This window comes from Bacillus sp. ISL-77, assembly GCF_018613105.1.
Map to the genome: position 1 here is coordinate 1 of NZ_JAGGQY010000077.1, position 16097 is coordinate 16097.

At 40.9% G+C, this 16097-nt stretch carries 15 protein-coding genes, 1 tRNA gene, 2 rRNA genes, 1 other RNA gene and 1 other annotated feature; of the genes, 15 read left to right on the plus strand and 4 right to left on the minus strand.

Features of this window, described 5'->3' with window-relative positions; all coding sequences use genetic code 11:
- Positions 1-78: 78 nt before the first annotated feature.
- Positions 79-195: ribosomal RNA gene (gene rrf, locus J7E77_RS26470) — 5S ribosomal RNA — on the plus strand.
- Between the two features lie 236 nt (positions 196-431).
- On the opposite strand, the gene J7E77_RS26475 is transcribed toward rrf, so the two are convergent.
- Positions 432-1373 (minus strand): YaaC family protein, encoded by a 942-nt coding sequence (locus tag J7E77_RS26475; RefSeq protein WP_214718098.1) that lies wholly within the window; start codon positions 1371-1373, stop codon positions 432-434.
- A 106-nt stretch (positions 1374-1479) separates the two neighbouring features.
- On the opposite strand from J7E77_RS26475, the gene guaB reads away from it, so the two are divergent.
- The 6 genes from guaB (at position 1480) to J7E77_RS26505 (ending at position 7993) form a co-directional block, all read left to right on the plus strand.
- Positions 1480-2949: an IMP dehydrogenase gene (gene guaB, locus J7E77_RS26480; RefSeq protein ID WP_214718101.1), complete on the plus strand. Its 1470-nt coding sequence runs from the start codon at positions 1480-1482 to the stop codon at positions 2947-2949.
- Between the two features lie 213 nt (positions 2950-3162).
- Entirely contained in the window at positions 3163-4479 is a 1317-nt protein-coding gene (locus tag J7E77_RS26485) for a D-alanyl-D-alanine carboxypeptidase family protein (RefSeq protein ID WP_251028199.1), read from the plus strand.
- Between the two features lie 197 nt (positions 4480-4676).
- Complete coding sequence (gene pdxS, locus J7E77_RS26490) at positions 4677-5558, plus strand: pyridoxal 5'-phosphate synthase lyase subunit PdxS (protein ID WP_088084895.1); 882 nt, start codon at positions 4677-4679, stop codon at positions 5556-5558.
- Position 5559: 1 nt separating this feature from the next.
- Entirely contained in the window at positions 5560-6150 is a 591-nt protein-coding gene (pdxT, locus tag J7E77_RS26495) for a pyridoxal 5'-phosphate synthase glutaminase subunit PdxT (RefSeq protein WP_214718104.1), read from the plus strand.
- Positions 6151-6207: 57 nt separating this feature from the next.
- Positions 6208-6431: a binding site (T-box leader), on the plus strand.
- Between the two features lie 90 nt (positions 6432-6521).
- On the plus strand, positions 6522-7802 hold the full coding sequence (gene serS, locus J7E77_RS26500; protein WP_214718106.1) for a serine--tRNA ligase: 1281 nt from the start codon (positions 6522-6524) through the stop codon (positions 7800-7802).
- Between the two features lie 98 nt (positions 7803-7900).
- Positions 7901-7993 (plus strand) — tRNA-Ser (locus J7E77_RS26505).
- Positions 7994-8241: 248 nt separating this feature from the next.
- Here the strand turns inward: J7E77_RS26505 and J7E77_RS26510 are convergent.
- The 3 genes from J7E77_RS26510 to J7E77_RS26520 all read right to left on the minus strand — a co-directional run bounded on the left by J7E77_RS26510 (position 8242) and on the right by J7E77_RS26520 (position 11085).
- Positions 8242-8943 carry a deoxynucleoside kinase gene (locus tag J7E77_RS26510; protein ID WP_214718108.1) on the minus strand — a complete coding sequence of 234 codons (702 nt, stop codon included), beginning with the start codon at positions 8941-8943 and terminating at the stop codon, positions 8242-8244.
- A gap of 9 nt (positions 8944-8952) precedes the next feature.
- Complete coding sequence (locus tag J7E77_RS26515; RefSeq protein WP_214718110.1) at positions 8953-9600, minus strand: deoxynucleoside kinase; 648 nt, start codon at positions 9598-9600, stop codon at positions 8953-8955.
- 198 nt (positions 9601-9798) lie between these two features.
- Positions 9799-11085, minus strand: a complete 1287-nt coding sequence (locus tag J7E77_RS26520) for a glycosyl hydrolase family 18 protein (protein ID WP_214718111.1) — start codon at positions 11083-11085, stop codon at positions 9799-9801.
- Positions 11086-11194: 109 nt separating this feature from the next.
- On the opposite strand from J7E77_RS26520, the gene tadA reads away from it, so the two are divergent.
- The 8 genes from tadA to J7E77_RS26560 all read left to right on the plus strand — a co-directional run.
- Positions 11195-11710: a tRNA adenosine(34) deaminase TadA gene (tadA, locus tag J7E77_RS26525; protein ID WP_214718119.1), complete on the plus strand. Its 516-nt coding sequence runs from the start codon at positions 11195-11197 to the stop codon at positions 11708-11710.
- 76 nt (positions 11711-11786) lie between these two features.
- An RNA gene (gene ffs / locus J7E77_RS26530) (signal recognition particle sRNA large type) lies at positions 11787-12051 on the plus strand.
- Between the two features lie 144 nt (positions 12052-12195).
- Positions 12196-13884 (plus strand): DNA polymerase III subunit gamma/tau, encoded by a 1689-nt coding sequence (gene dnaX, locus J7E77_RS26535; protein ID WP_214718113.1) that lies wholly within the window; start codon positions 12196-12198, stop codon positions 13882-13884.
- Positions 13885-13914: 30 nt separating this feature from the next.
- Entirely contained in the window at positions 13915-14235 is a 321-nt protein-coding gene (locus J7E77_RS26540; protein ID WP_168245863.1) for a YbaB/EbfC family nucleoid-associated protein, read from the plus strand.
- Between the two features lie 17 nt (positions 14236-14252).
- Entirely contained in the window at positions 14253-14849 is a 597-nt protein-coding gene (gene recR / locus J7E77_RS26545; RefSeq protein WP_088084902.1) for a recombination mediator RecR, read from the plus strand.
- Positions 14850-14870: 21 nt separating this feature from the next.
- Complete coding sequence (locus tag J7E77_RS26550; RefSeq protein WP_066249193.1) at positions 14871-15089, plus strand: YaaL family protein; 219 nt, start codon at positions 14871-14873, stop codon at positions 15087-15089.
- 87 nt (positions 15090-15176) lie between these two features.
- On the plus strand, positions 15177-15440 hold the full coding sequence (locus J7E77_RS26555; protein WP_214718115.1) for a pro-sigmaK processing inhibitor BofA family protein: 264 nt from the start codon (positions 15177-15179) through the stop codon (positions 15438-15440).
- A 303-nt stretch (positions 15441-15743) separates the two neighbouring features.
- Positions 15744-16097 (plus strand): 16S ribosomal RNA (locus J7E77_RS26560); the annotation flags it as partial.

The window sequence follows — 16097 nt, forward strand, 5'->3', positions numbered from 1 at the left end:
ATTTTATAAGGCATACTCATTTTTACAAACTTCTTCTGCATTATCTAGTTTTGAGGGAATGAATCCTCAAAAAACAAGTCTGGCAGCAATGGCGAGAAGGTCACACCCGTTCCCATACCGAACACGGAAGTTAAGCTTCTCAGCGCCGATGGTAGTTGGGACACGCGTCCCTGTGAGAGTAGGACGTTGCCAGGCACATCTAAGACAACCTGAAAAGGTTGTTTTTTTGTGTTTTCGAAGATTTATGTATGGGTGATCAGTAAATGATAATTGTGCCCATGGAAGAGGAAAAGACCCTGGACCGGTCACAAAAAAGAATAATTGTGCCCATACAACTGAAAAAAAGCCATCGACGGTAACAAAAAAGGGCCTTATGTTACCGAAGAAGAGGAAAAAATCCTTCAACGGTAACAAAAGGATGGTCATAGTTACTATCCCATCAAATACTGATAAATCAAAAAGGGTCCTTTCTGCATGGTGACATCAAGAAAAGAACATATGAATGGATAATCCTGATTTGGCATCATTTTGGTCAGCTCACTCCACCATTCCGTTTCATAGCGGGCAATCATACTTAAATTGTAAAGCAATAAATAATGGACCAAAAGTTCTGGGAAATTGAAATAATTCTCTTTATTAAGAGGCAATGCAAAAGTTTCATTCTCAATATTATATTTAAGTGGAGAATTTCCAAAAAGAGAAGTCGTGTTCATCGAAAATGCCAGACCATCATTTGAAAATTCCACTCCCTTTTCAAACTTAGATGTCAAAAATTCCTTAAACCGATTTTCTGTCATATGAAAATGATCTAATACGGTTTCAGGTACAAAAAACTGTTTATGATCCGTTTGTAACTGAATAAATGTCCTTTTCCCTTCAAGTAAAAAGAATAAATCATCTAGCTCTGGTATAAGCTGTAGTAATTCCTCCATAATGACTTTCTCCCCTTCCAATTGTTTCATGTGAAACAATTTTTCAGAGATGAAGGGGAAAAGTCCATTTTTTTGAAATTTAACTTCGTCTTGAAAGAAGTGATAATTCTGCTTCTTCCTTTTCCTTGTCGAAACTCCGTGTGCTAAAACCGCCGTTGTTTCTGGATAAGCAGGATCAATGGTTAATATACATGCTTTAATTAAATGGACGAGACCATAAAAAAGTAAAATTGGTTTTATAATAAGAGGAGAGCTTTCTGCTTGTTGATAATAAATTTGTCCATGTTCAAGATAATAAAGAAAGGCATAACAATTTTCATAGCTTTTTTGTTCAGGATTCTCGATCTGACGCTTTTGGTAACAACCTTTTAAAAAGCGCTGGCAGTATTCTGCCGAAAAGAAGCAAGAGTAGCTTTTCCAATCTCTATATTCAATACCCAAGACTATATCACCTTTTTCAGAAGAATCAGACTAATACTTATTCCTTGACAGTATTTTATCCAATTGATAACCTACAAATAATATTTTTTTCCTGGGGGCCATAAAAATGTGGGAAAGTAAATTTTCAAAAGAAGGTTTAACGTTTGATGATGTATTATTAATTCCTGGTAAATCTGAGGTTTTGCCAAGAGATGTAAACATGCAAGTGGAATTATCACCAACTGTAAAGCTGAACATTCCAATCATAAGTGCTGGGATGGATACAGTAACAGAATCAGAAATGGCTATATCAATGGCTCGCCAAGGCGGTTTAGGGATCATTCATAAAAACATGACCATTGATCAGCAGGCGGAGCAGGTTGAAAAGGTTAAGAGGTCGGAAAGTGGGGTTATTACTGATCCATTTTTCCTAACACCAGAACACCAAGTGTTTGATGCGGAGCATTTAATGGGAAAATATCGTATTTCCGGAGTACCAATCGTAAATAACTTTGAAGAACAAAAGCTTATCGGTATTATCACCAATAGGGATCTTCGCTTTATTTCAGACCAAGATTATTCATTTAAAATTTCTGACGTAATGACCAAAGAGAAGCTTGTCACAGCCCCAGTCGGAACGACGTTAAAAGAGGCAGAGAAGATTCTGCAGCGCTACAAAATTGAAAAACTTCCGCTTGTAAATGAGCAGGGTGTTTTAAAAGGGCTAATAACAATTAAAGATATCGAAAAGGTTATTGAATTTCCAAACTCCGCTAAGGATAGCCAAGGCCGTTTATTAGCCGGAGCCGCGGTCGGTGTAACAAGCGACACGATGAAACGTGTGGATATGCTTGTAAAAGCGAATGTCGATGTGATTGTCCTCGATACAGCCCATGGACATTCAAAAGGTGTCCTCGATATGGTAAAGGAAATCAGAACTGCGTATCCTAACCTCACCATTATTGCTGGAAACGTGGCAACAGCTGAAGGAACCAAAGCCTTAATTGAGGCAGGAGCAGATGTGGTAAAAGTAGGAATTGGACCTGGCTCTATTTGTACAACAAGGGTTGTAGCAGGTGTTGGTGTTCCGCAAATTACCGCTGTTTATGATTGTGCATCAGAAGCGCTCAAGCATGGTAAAACGATTATTGCTGATGGCGGCATCAAATACTCTGGTGACATCGTGAAAGCACTAGCAGCTGGTGGACATGCTGTTATGCTTGGCAGTCTATTGGCTGGGGTAACAGAGAGTCCAGGTGAGACAGAGATCTTCCAAGGACGACGTTTTAAGGTATATCGTGGCATGGGTTCCGTTGCAGCAATGGAAAAAGGTTCTAAAGACCGCTATTTCCAAGAAGATAATAAAAAGTTCGTTCCAGAAGGAATTGAAGGACGGATCCCATATAAAGGGCCGTTAGCAGAAACCATTTATCAGCTGATCGGCGGCCTCAGGTCAGGAATGGGCTATTGTGGAACTAAAGACCTTGAGGAATTAAGGATGAAGGCACAATTTATTAAAATGACCGGTGCGGGTCTTAGAGAGAGTCATCCACATGATGTCCAAATCACGAAAGAGGCTCCAAATTACTCGCTATAATAATTAAAACAGAGAAGCACGGCTTCTCTGTTTTTTTATGTAAAAAGGCCTAGGAATGTTTGCGAAACTTTCAAAAATAGCCATAAGATGGTCCATAGCTCCGTCTATGATTTGCCATAGAGTTATGTTAAAATAACCAAAGTGTATAAATTCTTGGAGGGCGTTAAAGTGAACAAACATTTTTATCAGAAATGTATTGCCAGTGCTATGGCAATGATTATGTTTTTTGGACTATTTGCTGGTGTTGATATAGCGAAGGCAGACGCAGCATTAAATGTGAATGCAGACGGAGCTATTTTGGTTGATGGAGAAACGGGCAGGATTTTATATGAAAAGAATGCTGACAGTCCACTAGGAATTGCCAGTATGACGAAAATGATGACTGAGTATCTTTTACTCGATGCTGTAAAACATGGAAAGGTGAAATGGGATCAGGAATATACAGTAAGTGATCTTGTTTATAAAATCTCACAGCCGACTGGTTTATCTAATGTCCCATTACGCCTTGGTGAAAAATATAATGTTCGAGAATTATATGAAGCAATGGCTATTTATTCTGCAAATGGGACAACCATTGCTCTAGCTGAAGTCATTGGCGGTACGGAAACGAATTTTGTGAAAATGATGAATGACAAGGCAAAAAAATTAGGATTGAAAAATAGTAAATTTGTAAACTCCACCGGTTTGAATAATAAAGATTATAACGGTGATCAACCAGAAGGAACAGGAGCAGATGAAGAAAACGTTATGTCCCCTCATGACGTGGCGACATTAGCTTTTCATCTCATTAATGATTATCCAGATGTTCTAAAAACGGCTAGTACGCCTAAAAAGGTATTCCGAGAAGGAACAGAAGATAGAATAGAAATGCAAAACTGGAACTGGATGCTGCCATCATTGGTTTATGGTTATCAAGGTATGGATGGGCTAAAAACAGGTACCACTGATTTTGCAGGCTACTGTTTTACAGGGACAGCAAGCCGTGATGGTAAACGATTTATAACTGTTGTTCAAAATGCTAAGGATATTAGCGGCAAAAACGATGGTTATAAGGCACGCTTTGGTGAAACGAAAAAAATGCTGGATTATGCTTTCAGCAATTATACGAAGGAAAAGCTTGTTCCTAAACATTATCAAGTAAAAGATCAGAAAACCGTTCCTGTTGTTAAAGGAAAAGAGGATCAAGTAAAAATCTATACGAAATCAGCTATAAATTTGATGATTCAGAATGGCGGAAAAAAAGATTATAAACCAGTCCTTGTACTAGATAAAAAGAAACTGAATAAAAACGGTGAGCTAACCGCACCAATTAAAAAAGGTGAAACGGTTGGTTACTTAACAGTTGCACCAAAAAATGGAGGAAAAGTTAAGTTCTTAACAGCAGCAGGTCAACAAAAGGTCAAGGTTGATGTGATTGCTGCAAATGATGTAGAAAAGTCAAACTGGTTTGTGTTAATGATGAGAGGCATCGGTAGTTTTTTTGGTGATGTCTGGCATGGAATTTCTACTGCTGTTAAAGGATGGTTTTAATTTAATTTAAACAGTAGAACCTCTAGGTGGTAATAATAGGATGTACGCGAAATGGATTCTTGTCTTGACAGGAATCCTTTTTTGTTGCTTTAATGTTTTTATGGGGTTAAAATAATTCCGACTAAATTAATAAAGATTTCTGAAACTATGAGAAAATTTTTCTTAATATTAAAAGAAATAATTAGGGGGATTTAGAAATGATAACAGGTACTGATCTCGTAAAACGTGGTATGGCTGAAATGCAAAAGGGCGGCGTCATCATGGATGTTGTTAATGCAGAGCAGGCGAAAATTGCTGAAGAAGCAGGAGCAGTAGCAGTAATGGCTTTAGAGCGTGTTCCTTCAGATATCCGCGCGGCTGGCGGTGTGGCAAGAATGGCAGACCCTAGAATCATTGAAGCAGTTATGGGTGCTGTGACGATCCCTGTAATGGCTAAAGGAAGAATTGGACATATTGTAGAAGCGCGCATTCTTGAAGCAATGGGTGTTGACTATATCGATGAGAGTGAAGTTTTAACACCTGCTGATGAAGAATATCATTTAAATAAAAGAGATTATACTGTACCGTTTGTATGCGGCTGTCGTGACCTTGGTGAGGCTGCCCGCAGGATTGGTGAAGGAGCATCTATGCTTCGTACAAAAGGCGAACCAGGAACAGGTAATATTGTTGAAGCAGTCCGCCATATCCGTAAGGTAAATGCTCAAGTCCGTAAAGTTGTTGCAATGAATGAGGACGAGCTTATGACAGAAGCAAAGCTATTAGGTGCACCATATGAAATCCTCTTAGAAATTAAACGCCTTGGCAAGCTGCCAGTTGTTAACTTTGCTGCTGGCGGTGTGGCAACACCTGCTGATGCAGCGTTAATGATGCAATTAGGAGCGGACGGTGTATTTGTTGGTTCTGGTATCTTTAAATCAGAAAACCCAGCGAAATTTGCTAGAGCGATTGTTGAAGCAACTACACATTATCAAGACTATAAATTAATTGCTGAACTTTCAAAGGATCTTGGAACACCAATGAAAGGGATCGAAATTTCATCACTAGCACCTGAAGCACGCATGCAGGAGCGTGGATGGTAAGATGATTAGAATCGGGGTTCTTGCTCTACAAGGGGCAGTCCGTGAACATATGAGCTCGGTAGAAGCATGTGGTGTAGAGGCCGTCGCAATCAAAAGAAAAGAAGAACTACAAGAAGTGGATGGCCTCATTCTTCCTGGCGGAGAAAGTACAGCAATGCGACGTTTAATTGACAAATATGATTTTATGGATGCCCTTAAAGAATTTGCTCAAGAGGGGAAACCTATGTTCGGAACCTGTGCGGGGCTCATTTTATTAGCCAAAGATCTTGTTGGCTATAACGAGTCACACATCGGTGTAATGGACATTAAGGTGGAACGTAACTCGTTTGGACGCCAAGTTGACAGCTTTGAGGCGGACCTTGTGATTAAAGACGTTGCTGAAAGCTTCCCAGCAGTATTTATTCGTGCACCGCACATCGTTGAGGCGGGAGAGAATGTTGAAATTCTGTCCAAGCATAATGACCGTATCGTGGCCGCACGGGAAGGACAATTTCTAGGCTGTTCCTTCCATCCTGAGTTGACTGATAATCATGACCTTACGGCGTACTTCGTCGAGATGGTGAAGGAAGCTAAGGCGAAACATCTTGTATAACAGGGTTGCATTTGGTTTATAATTATAGTAATTTAAAATTACAAAATCTAAATAAAGATTAAAGCAATGAGAGGAACTAGTAACAGGAGATTCATTCTTTAGAGAGCCGGTGGGTGGTGAGAACCGGTGGATGAAGCTTGTGAATCCCTCCTCGAGCAAGGTGCGGAAAACCTCCTCATGAGGTCAGTAAGTACTTTCGGTAGAAACCGTTAACGTTTTTTCGAGGTGGACAGTTTTTTCTGTCAACCAGGGTGGTATCGCGAGTAACTCTCGTCCCTGTATTAGGGGCGGGAGTTTTTTATTTTTAAGCGGATGCGCCCGTGAAGCAAGTCTAATCTAAAATATTTTTATAAAAAAGGAGCGCTGTTATTATGCTAGATATTAAAGTGTTAAGAGCTGATTTTGAAGATGTAAAAGCAAAACTTCAAAAGCGTGGAGAAGATTTATCTGCTCTCGACCAATTTGAAGAACTCGACCAAAGAAGACGCGAATTGATTGTGGAAACAGAAAAGTTAAAAAGCCGTCGAAATGAGGTTTCCCAGCAGGTTGCTTCTTTAAAGCGTGAAAAGCAGGATGCCGATCACTTAATTAAAGAAATGCGTGAGGTTGGTGACCAGATCAAAACGTTTGATGATGAATTACGAGTGGTTGAAGAGTCATTAGAACTTTTGATGTTGAGCATTCCAAATATCCCGCATGAAAGTGTTCCAGTTGGTGAAACCGAGGATGATAATATTGAAATTAGACAGTGGGGCAAGGTGCGTGAGTTTGAGTTTGAAGCCAAGCCTCACTGGGATGTTGCTGATCAACTAGGTATTCTGGATTTTGAACGAGCTGGTAAAGTAACTGGAAGCCGCTTTGTCTTTTATAAAGGGTTAGGAGCTCGTTTAGAACGTGCATTAATGAGTTTCATGTTAGACCTCCATGTTGATGAGCATGGCTATACAGAAATATTGCCGCCTTATTTAGTCAACAGAGCGAGCATGACTGGAACTGGCCAACTTCCTAAGTTTGAAGAAGATGCCTTTTTGATTGAAAATGAAGATTACTTCTTGATTCCAACAGCTGAGGTACCTGTTACCAATCTTCATCGAGATGAGATTTTAAGCGGCGAGGAATTGCCGATCCGCTTCGCCGCATACAGTGCGTGTTTCCGCTCTGAGGCTGGCTCTGCGGGCCGTGATACACGAGGTTTGATTCGTCAGCATCAATTTAATAAAGTTGAACTTGTTAAGTTTGTTAAGCCTGAGGATTCTTATCAGGAACTGGAAAAGCTGACAAATGACGCTGAACGGGTATTACAATTACTTGAACTGCCATACCGTGTGTTAAGCATGTGTACAGCTGACCTTGGCTTTACCGCTGCAAAAAAATATGACATTGAAGTTTGGATTCCAAGCTATGGAACCTACCGAGAAATTTCTTCTTGCAGTAATTTTGAGGCCTTCCAGGCAAGGCGGGCAAATATTCGCTTCCGTCGCGAACCAAAGGCTAAACCAGAGCATGTACACACCTTAAATGGTTCTGGCCTCGCGATTGGCCGCACGGTGGCTGCAATTTTAGAAAATTACCAGCAAGCTGATGGCAGTGTCGTGATTCCTACGGTTTTACGTCCATATATGGGCAACCGCGAAGTCATTGCTCCTATGTAAAATGACAAAAAACTGGACAGACCAAAAATTTGTCCAGTTTTTTTATTTAGTATGTTGACATAGTAAAAACAATATGGTAAATTAGTTTTTGTTGATACGGAGGAATACCCAAGTTTGGCTGAAGGGATCGGTCTTGAAAACCGACAGGCGGGTCATACCGCGCGGGGGTTCGAATCCCTCTTCCTCCTCCATTAATATTTTAAATCGCGCATAAAAACTGGAGATAATGGTTCGTTACATTACATGTAACGGATTTTTTTTTATGTCTTTGAATCCAGCTCCAGCACCCAACGGCTAGTGTCCTTCGCTCTCCGCCCTACGATAAGTCAAGCACGAATGCGGTAACGCTCTCCGTGTTTCCTTTATCTCAATTGGAGCGCTCCAGGCCATACGCCGCTGAACGGGTTCTTCCGCTTTATATAAAAAAACACATATTGGATTACCCAATATGTGCTGTTCTCATATTTAATATTTCTTGTAGTTTATCTTCAACCGCACGGCAGATCTTAGTGGCATCTTCTTCACTTTTTACGACGTCTGTCGTATCCATATCAATCACTAATACTTCACTTGCTGCATACTGATTCATGACCCACTCATCATAACCCTTCCAAACCTCGAAGTAGTATTCCTTCAGCTCAGGGTTTATTTCAAAGCTTCGACCGCGCGCCATAATCCGATCAATTACCGTATCGAACGAACCTTTAAGGTAAACCATTAAATCTGGCGCTTTCCTTGGAAGTTCATTTAGTTCTTCAAGCATATTTTCAACTAGGTCTTCGTAAATTTTAAATTCCAAATCTGATATTCTGCCTAATGATTTATTTACATAAGCAAAATACCAATCTTCATAAATGGAACGGTCCTGAATGGTGTAAACAGGTTCTCTCCAACTGACGCATTCCTTAATGGTTTTAAAGCGTTTATTTAAGAAGAATAATTGAAGAAGGAAGGGAATTCTTTTTGCATCTAATTCTTCAGGTGTTAGTTCATAATAGAGCGGAAGAATCGGATTGTCATCCACCGCTTCATAAAACACCTTACTCTCTATTCCTCTATTTTGAAAGTGTGCATTCAATGTGTCTGCTACACTTGTTTTTCCAAGACCTATCATACCACCAATTACGATACTCACTAACATTCCCCTGTTCTATAGTGTTTTAGTCCAGCTGCTTTTTTTTGATGCTAATGTTAACTGACCAATAATATGGTTTAAGTCATGTTCATTTTTAACAAAATCCAATTCATCCCCACTGAAACGAAGAACTGGTATTTCTGGATGTTCTTTTTCAAAGATCATCATTGTTTCTTCATAGTCAAGCGATAACTGCTTTAAATATAAGGGGCTGATATTTTTTTCGACTTCACGCCCTCTTACTTTGATGCGTTTTAACAGCGTGTCTAGGCTTGCATTCAGATAAATAATCACGTTAGGCTTCGGCATATCCTCGGTAAGAATTTGATAAATTTTATAATATTTTTGATACTCGTCCATACTTAATGAACGCTTAGCAAAAATTAAATTCTTGAAGATATGATAGTCCGCTACGACGGATTGATTTTGGCTTAAGAAATGGGTATTGATATCCCCTAATTGCTTAAAGCGATTGCAGAGGAAAAACATTTCCGTTTGGAAACTCCACTCCTCAATATTTTCATAGAATTTCCCTAGAAATGGATTTTCATCAACAATCTCTTTTAGTAATGCAAATTCGAATTGCGCTGAAATGGCTTTAGCGAGAGATGTTTTGCCCACACCTATCGGCCCTTCAACGGTAATAAAGGGTGTATCCCCCATTGCAAGTCCTCCTTCTCCAACTGCCTTCACTCTATGTTTACCAGAAAATCTGGATTTTTTAGTCACTAAAAAACATGCAAGATTTATTCTATCATAATCTCCCTCAGGAAGGGATAAGGAATATTTAGAAGTAATCGTTTTATGTCGAATATATGAAAAAACTGCCGAATGGGGGCAGTTTTTGTAGAATAAATATCGTTAAGTCCCACGTTTTGTGACATTGAAATTGTCTACGATTAACAGCCAGTTTTGCGGGAAGGCTAGACCAAGCTTCCAATAGCTCATCCCCCTAATATTTAACTCTTTAATTAAATTAAACTTTGCCTGGATCGAGCGGGCATCCTCAAACCAAACCTCATGCTGCTTCCCACCATCGGTATATCTAAAAAATGGGGCCTGTGCTTTTGTGTCATATTGAATCTGGACATTGTGGCTTGCAGCTAGCTGTATCGCCTGCTGTGGGCTCACCGCCTTTGCGACTGACCCCTGCACGAATGGCAGTGTCCAATCATAGCCATATAGATTTTGTCCCATCATAATCTTATTCGAAGGAATATCTGTTATCGCATATTCCAATACTCTTCTCACTTGATCAATGGGCGATACAGCCATCGCTGGGCCGCCGCTATACCCCCATTCATAGGTCATAATGACGACAAAGTCAGCAATTTCGCCGTGGGCCTTATAATCATGCCCCTCATACCATTTCCCTTTTTGGGTTGCACTAGTCTTTGGGGCAAGGGCGGTTGACATGAGCCAGCCTTGACGTGAGAATCTTTGTTTTGCTTTTCGTAAAAAGCGATTATAGGCCTCGCGGTCAGTAGGGCGTAAAAACTCAAAGTCAAAGTGAATATCACGGAAGCCATACTTATTGGCAGTGGTGACAATATTGTTAAGAAATTTATCCTGTATAGCGGTATCATTCAATAAGATCCGACCGAGTTCATCGTTAAACTGGTCATTCTCTTGATTGTTAATAACCATCATTAAGACATTTCGATTGGCTTTAGCGATGGCAGGAAAGTTATTAAGTAATGGTTCTTTCAAGGTACCATCGCGCCGCGCTTGAAAGCTAAAGGGGGCTAAATACGTGAGATAGGGTGCGGCCTCACGGGCACTGGTTTCTAGGATAGGGGCTACAGTGGTGCCGCGCGGTTCAACGTACGCGTTAAACTCGGCGTTTCTTTTTTTACCTTGAGGTATATAGAGACGAAAGCCTACATTAAGTGGTTGATTTACATTAATCCGATTGATGGTGGCCAGCTGTTGATAAGGGACGCCAACCTTTCTTGATATAGAGAATAAGGAATCGCCTGGCTGCACGAAGTAAAAGTGACCGATAATGGGAATGACAAGCGACTGTCCGATCACAAGTTTGTTTGGATTGGGTAGATCATTGGCCTCAACGATATCTTGAACAGTTGTATGATAAGTCCTAGCGATTGTAGTTAAGGATTCATTACTTTTTATCACATGGATTTGCATCCTAATCCCTCCTTGGCAAATATGCGTTGCAACTATTTTATGAGGGAGGGAGCGGATAAATGATATAATGCTGATAAATTTCATCTAGTGAAGGGGAAATATCATGTCTATGGAAAGCGTGCAAGATGAAGATTTTATGAGAGAAGCAATGAAAGAGGCTAAAAAAGCAGAAGAGCTGAATGAGGTGCCGATTGGTGCCGTTATTGTAATAGAAGGAAAGGTGGTTGCTCGGGCCCACAATTTACGCGAGAACGAGCAAAATGCCATCGCCCATGCGGAACTATTAGCGATCGATCAAGCCTGCAAGGAACTGCACTCGTGGCGCCTTGAAGATGCCACCTTATATGTAACGTTAGAGCCATGTCCAATGTGCGCAGGGGCAATCATGTTATCAAGGGTCAAACGAGTCGTTTATGGTGCAGTTGACCCTAAGGGTGGCTGTGCGGGTACACTCATGAACCTCTTGGAGGATGAGCGCTTCAACCATCAGAGTGAGGTTATCAGCGGTGTATTAGAAAAAGAGTGCGGGCAAATACTCTCCAACTTTTTTCGAAAAATAAGAGAGCGGAAAAAGCTCGAGAAAAAAGTGCAAAAGGATGAACTTACAAAAACTGACAGTGAATAGTGATTGCTTTTTTACGAGAATATTTGTATACTAAGAAAGCGTCATAGAGACGCACTAAACTTTGGTATCAACTTTGCCGTGCTAGGTGGGGAGGTAGCGGTGCCCTGTACCCGCAATCCGCTCTAGCGGGACTGAATCCCTTCCCGAGGCTAACGACCTGTAGGGTCTGCCTTAAGTAAGTGGTGTTGACGCCCGGGTCCTGCGCAATGGGAATCCATGAACCATGTCAGGTCCGGAAGGAAGCAGCATTAAGTGGACGCTCCCATGTGCCGCAGGGTTGCCTGGGCCGAGCTAACTGCTTAAGTAACGCTTATGGGCGTTAGTCGAAGGAAGGTGCACGGCTGTTATATTACATAAATTAACTCATCTCAGAATTGGGATGAGTTTTTTTGTACATTCAACTAGATTCATTTTGTAAAAACCAAAATGGTTAAGGTATAATAAGAAAAGTGGAAAGATGAAAAATTTGAAGGGGGCGATGTCAATTGGCTTATCAGGCTTTATACCGTGTTTGGCGGCCTCAAACATTTATTGATGTAGTAGGACAAGAACATGTAACCAAGACATTGCAAAACGCCCTGCTTCAACAAAAGATCTCTCATGCATATCTATTTTCAGGACCGAGAGGAACAGGGAAAACAAGTGCGGCTAAAATATTAGCAAAGGCGATTAATTGTGAACGTTCGCCGGTTTCAGAGCCATGTAATGAGTGTGCTGCCTGTCTCGGAATCACCAATGGGACGATCTCGGATGTGCTGGAATTTGACGCTGCTTCAAACTCACGGGTTGAGGAAATGCGTGATGTTCTTGATAAGGTCAAATTTGCACCTACTTCGGTTAATTATAAGGTCTATATTATTGATGAAGTACATATGCTATCCATTAGCGCATTCAATGCATTGTTAAAAACATTAGAAGAACCGCCAAAGCATGTGATCTTTATTTTAGCAACGACAGAACCTCATAAAATCCCCTTAACTATTATTTCAAGATGTCAGCGCTTTGACTTTAGAAGAATTACAGCTGGAGCAATCGTCAAACGGATGAAATTAATCGTTGAGGAAACTGGAGTTAATTGTGATGAGCGAGCCCTGCAATTGATTGCCCGGGCAGCAGATGGCGGGATGCGTGATGCGCTCAGTTTATTAGATCAGGCCATATCGTATAGCCAGGACCAGGTATCAATTGAGGATGCCTTAACGGTAACCGGATCGGTATCGCAGGGATTTTTGAATAAGCTTGCCTTAGCATTCAGGGAAAAGGATGTTGCGAGCGGGTTAGAAGCACTGGATGAACTTTTATTTCATGGAAAAGACCCAATGCGCTTTATTGAGGATTTAATTTTATTTTATCGTGATATGCTGCTTTATAAAACAGCACCAAACCTTGAAGAATCCCTTGAAAGAGTGATGCTTGATGATGATTTTCGAATCATGGCTGAAACCATCTCAATGGAGCAGATTTATCAGCTCATCGATCTCTTGAATAAAACTCAACAAGAAATGCGCTGGACCAACCATCCAAGAATTTTCCTTGAAGTAGCGATCGTTAAGTTATGTCAAATGGAAGTTAAACACACAGAGCAAGCAAATCCAGCACAAATTGAACAATTAATAACAAGAATCGGCCAGCTTGAGACCGAACTGCAGCATTTAAAGGAAACTGGTGTGGCGGCAGTCCCGCAAGATACCGCAACACAAGCGCAGAAGTCTGCGCCAAGGTCTTCTAAAAAAACATTTCAGCCTGCGGTTGGAAAAATCAATGAAGTATTAAAGCAGGCAACGAAAAGCGATCTAAATGTCATCAAAGCCAATTGGGGCGAATTGCGGGCTAGTCTTTTAAAATCACAAGCCGCCCTGTTAAACGATGCAGAGCCGATTGCAGCGTCCTCAACTGCTTTTATTATAAAATTCAAGCATGAGATGATTTGCCAAATGGCAATGAATCGTGCGGATTTTCTTGATGCTGTAATCGCCGCATTACATAAATTAACCGGCAAAAGATTCATCCTTTTAGGTGTTCCTGAAGACCAGTGGCTGCCAATTCGCGAAAACTTTTTGAATAGTCATGATGGTGCTGAAGGAGAAACCAGCGAAGTACCTAAGGAAGAAGAACCACATATTGCCGAGGCGAAAAAAATATTTGGCGAAGAATTTGTGGAAATTATTGATTAATAACTAATTAATTGGAGGTAGATGGTAATGATGCGTGGTGGCGGAATGGGAAATATGCAAAATATGATGAAACAAATGCAAAAGATGCAAAAGGAAATGGCGAAAGCACAAGAAGAGTTAGGTGAAAAGAAGATTGAAGGATCTGCTGGCGGCGGGATGGTCACAGTAGTGGTAACCGGTCATAAGGAAGTTGTCGATGTAATTATCAAACCAGAGGCAGTCGATCCGGATGATATCGAAATGCTTCAAGACCTTGTTTTAGCTGCAACAAATGATGCTCTTAAAAAGGTAGAAGAGTTAACAAACAGTACGATGGGGCAATTTACAAAAGGAATGAACCTTCCTTTTTAGGAGTGGAATAGCAAAAGATGCATTATCCTGAACCAATATCTAAGCTGATTGACAGCTTTATGAAGCTGCCAGGTATCGGCCCGAAAACGGCCGGTCGTCTGGCTTTTTTTGTCCTAAGTATGAAAGAGGATACGGTGCTTGATTTTGCCAAAGCACTAGTGAATGCCAAACGAAATCTAACCTATTGTTCTGTCTGTGGTCATATCACGGATCAGGATCCATGTTATATTTGTGAGGACCAACGACGGGATAGAAGTATCATTTGTGTCGTCCAAGATCCTAAAGATGTGATAGCGATGGAAAAAATGAAGGAATTCAACGGTTTGTACCATGTCCTGCATGGGGCGATTTCCCCGATGGATGGGATAGGTCCTGAGGATATCAATATTCCTGACCTCTTAAAACGTCTTCAGGATGAAACAGTTACTGAAGTGATCCTAGCGACTAACCCTAATATTGAAGGGGAAGCAACCGCGATGTACATTTCTCGCTTGTTAAGGCCATCAGGGATTAAAACGACAAGAATTGCGCATGGGCTTCCTGTTGGCGGGGACCTTGAATATGCGGATGAGGTAACCTTATCGAAAGCGATTGAAGGCCGAAGAGAATTTTAAAAAGACGCGGAGGAATCAGTCATGTTTTTTCAGCGTAAGGGTCGGCTGCGTAAAGAGTATAATGAAAAGCTCTTAATGCAGTTGAATCGATATAAAGAACATTGGCAGCAAGAAAAGCTGCTGTTGGAAAAAAGTTTTGATCCTTCCGAAGAAGTGATTTGCCAAACAAAAATTGCCGAGGCAAAATATATCTTTCTATTAAGAGAAGCAAAGCAGCGGAATGTTACCTTAATGAGATAAAAACTAAGCTATTTCTTTTTTTAGGTCTATTTTTATCAACTTGTACATAAGTTGAAACAAAGTGACTTAAGAAGGGGGATAGCTTTTTTGGAACCAATTATCGTAATATCCATCCTCGGAGGGCTCATACTTATCCTTTTATTTACGGGTGCTCCCTTTAAGCCTGCTCGATTTGTTGGACAGGCTGCTATTAAATTAGTCATTGGAGCGCTATTCTTATTCTTCTTAAATGCTGCGGGTAACCGCTATGGAATTCATGTGCCGATTAATTTTGCTACATCGGCTATTTCAGGATTTTTAGGAATCCCTGGTCTAATCGCTTTAGCTGCTATTCAACATTGGGTACTCTAGACTTAAAACCGCTGAAAAAAGGCGGTTTTTCTTTTTGAAAAACAAATTTTAAAAAAGTATTGACCAATCCTTTTATATACTGTAATATATGAAAAGTCGTCACAGAGACGATGAACTACAAACAAAAAAAGTTATTGACTTCTGGTTGATAACTTGATAAGATAATAAAGTCGCTTTTAGGCGATAGAGAAATTGTTCTTTGAAAACTAAACAAACAAAATCGTGCAAACAAACAAAAATTTATTAGCGAATCTTTCGTAAGAAAGTGAAGCTAAGCCAACGTAACAAATGAGCTAATCAACTTTCTTGGAGAGTTTGATCCTGGCTCAGGACGAACGCTGGCGGCGTGCCTAATACATGCAAGTCGAGCGAATCAATAGGAGCTTGCTCCTGTTGATTAGCGGCGGACGGGTGAGTAACACGTGGGCAACCTGCCTGTAAGACTGGGATAACACCGGGAAACCGGTGCTAATACCGGATAATCCTTTTCCTCTCATGAGGAAAAGCTGAAAGTCGGTTTCGGCTGACACTTACAGATGGGCCCGCGGCGCATTAGCTAGTTGGTGAGGTAACGGCTCACCAAGGCGACGATGCGTAGCCGACCTGAGAGGGTGATCGGCCACACTGGGACTGAGACACGGCCCAGACTCCTACGGG

Excerpts from the sequence above, each read along its gene's own strand:
- guaB (WP_214718101.1), top strand. The coding sequence starts at position 1,480 with ATGTGGGAAAGTAAATTTTCAAAAGAAGGTTTAACGTTTGATGATGTA.
- J7E77_RS26485 (WP_251028199.1), top strand. The coding sequence starts at position 3,163 with ATGATTATGTTTTTTGGACTATTTGCTGGTGTTGATATAGCGAAGGCA.
- pdxS (WP_088084895.1), top strand. The coding sequence starts at position 4,677 with ATGATAACAGGTACTGATCTCGTAAAACGTGGTATGGCTGAAATGCAA.
- pdxT (WP_214718104.1), top strand. The coding sequence starts at position 5,560 with ATGATTAGAATCGGGGTTCTTGCTCTACAAGGGGCAGTCCGTGAACAT.
- serS (WP_214718106.1), top strand. The coding sequence starts at position 6,522 with ATGCTAGATATTAAAGTGTTAAGAGCTGATTTTGAAGATGTAAAAGCA.
- J7E77_RS26510 (WP_214718108.1), bottom strand. The coding sequence starts at position 8,943 with ATGTTAGTGAGTATCGTAATTGGTGGTATGATAGGTCTTGGAAAAACA.
- J7E77_RS26515 (WP_214718110.1), bottom strand. The coding sequence starts at position 9,600 with ATGGGGGATACACCCTTTATTACCGTTGAAGGGCCGATAGGTGTGGGC.
- J7E77_RS26520 (WP_214718111.1), bottom strand. The coding sequence starts at position 11,085 with ATGCAAATCCATGTGATAAAAAGTAATGAATCCTTAACTACAATCGCT.
- tadA (WP_214718119.1), top strand. The coding sequence starts at position 11,195 with ATGGAAAGCGTGCAAGATGAAGATTTTATGAGAGAAGCAATGAAAGAG.
- J7E77_RS26540 (WP_168245863.1), top strand. The coding sequence starts at position 13,915 with ATGCGTGGTGGCGGAATGGGAAATATGCAAAATATGATGAAACAAATG.
- recR (WP_088084902.1), top strand. The coding sequence starts at position 14,253 with ATGCATTATCCTGAACCAATATCTAAGCTGATTGACAGCTTTATGAAG.
- J7E77_RS26550 (WP_066249193.1), top strand. The coding sequence starts at position 14,871 with ATGTTTTTTCAGCGTAAGGGTCGGCTGCGTAAAGAGTATAATGAAAAG.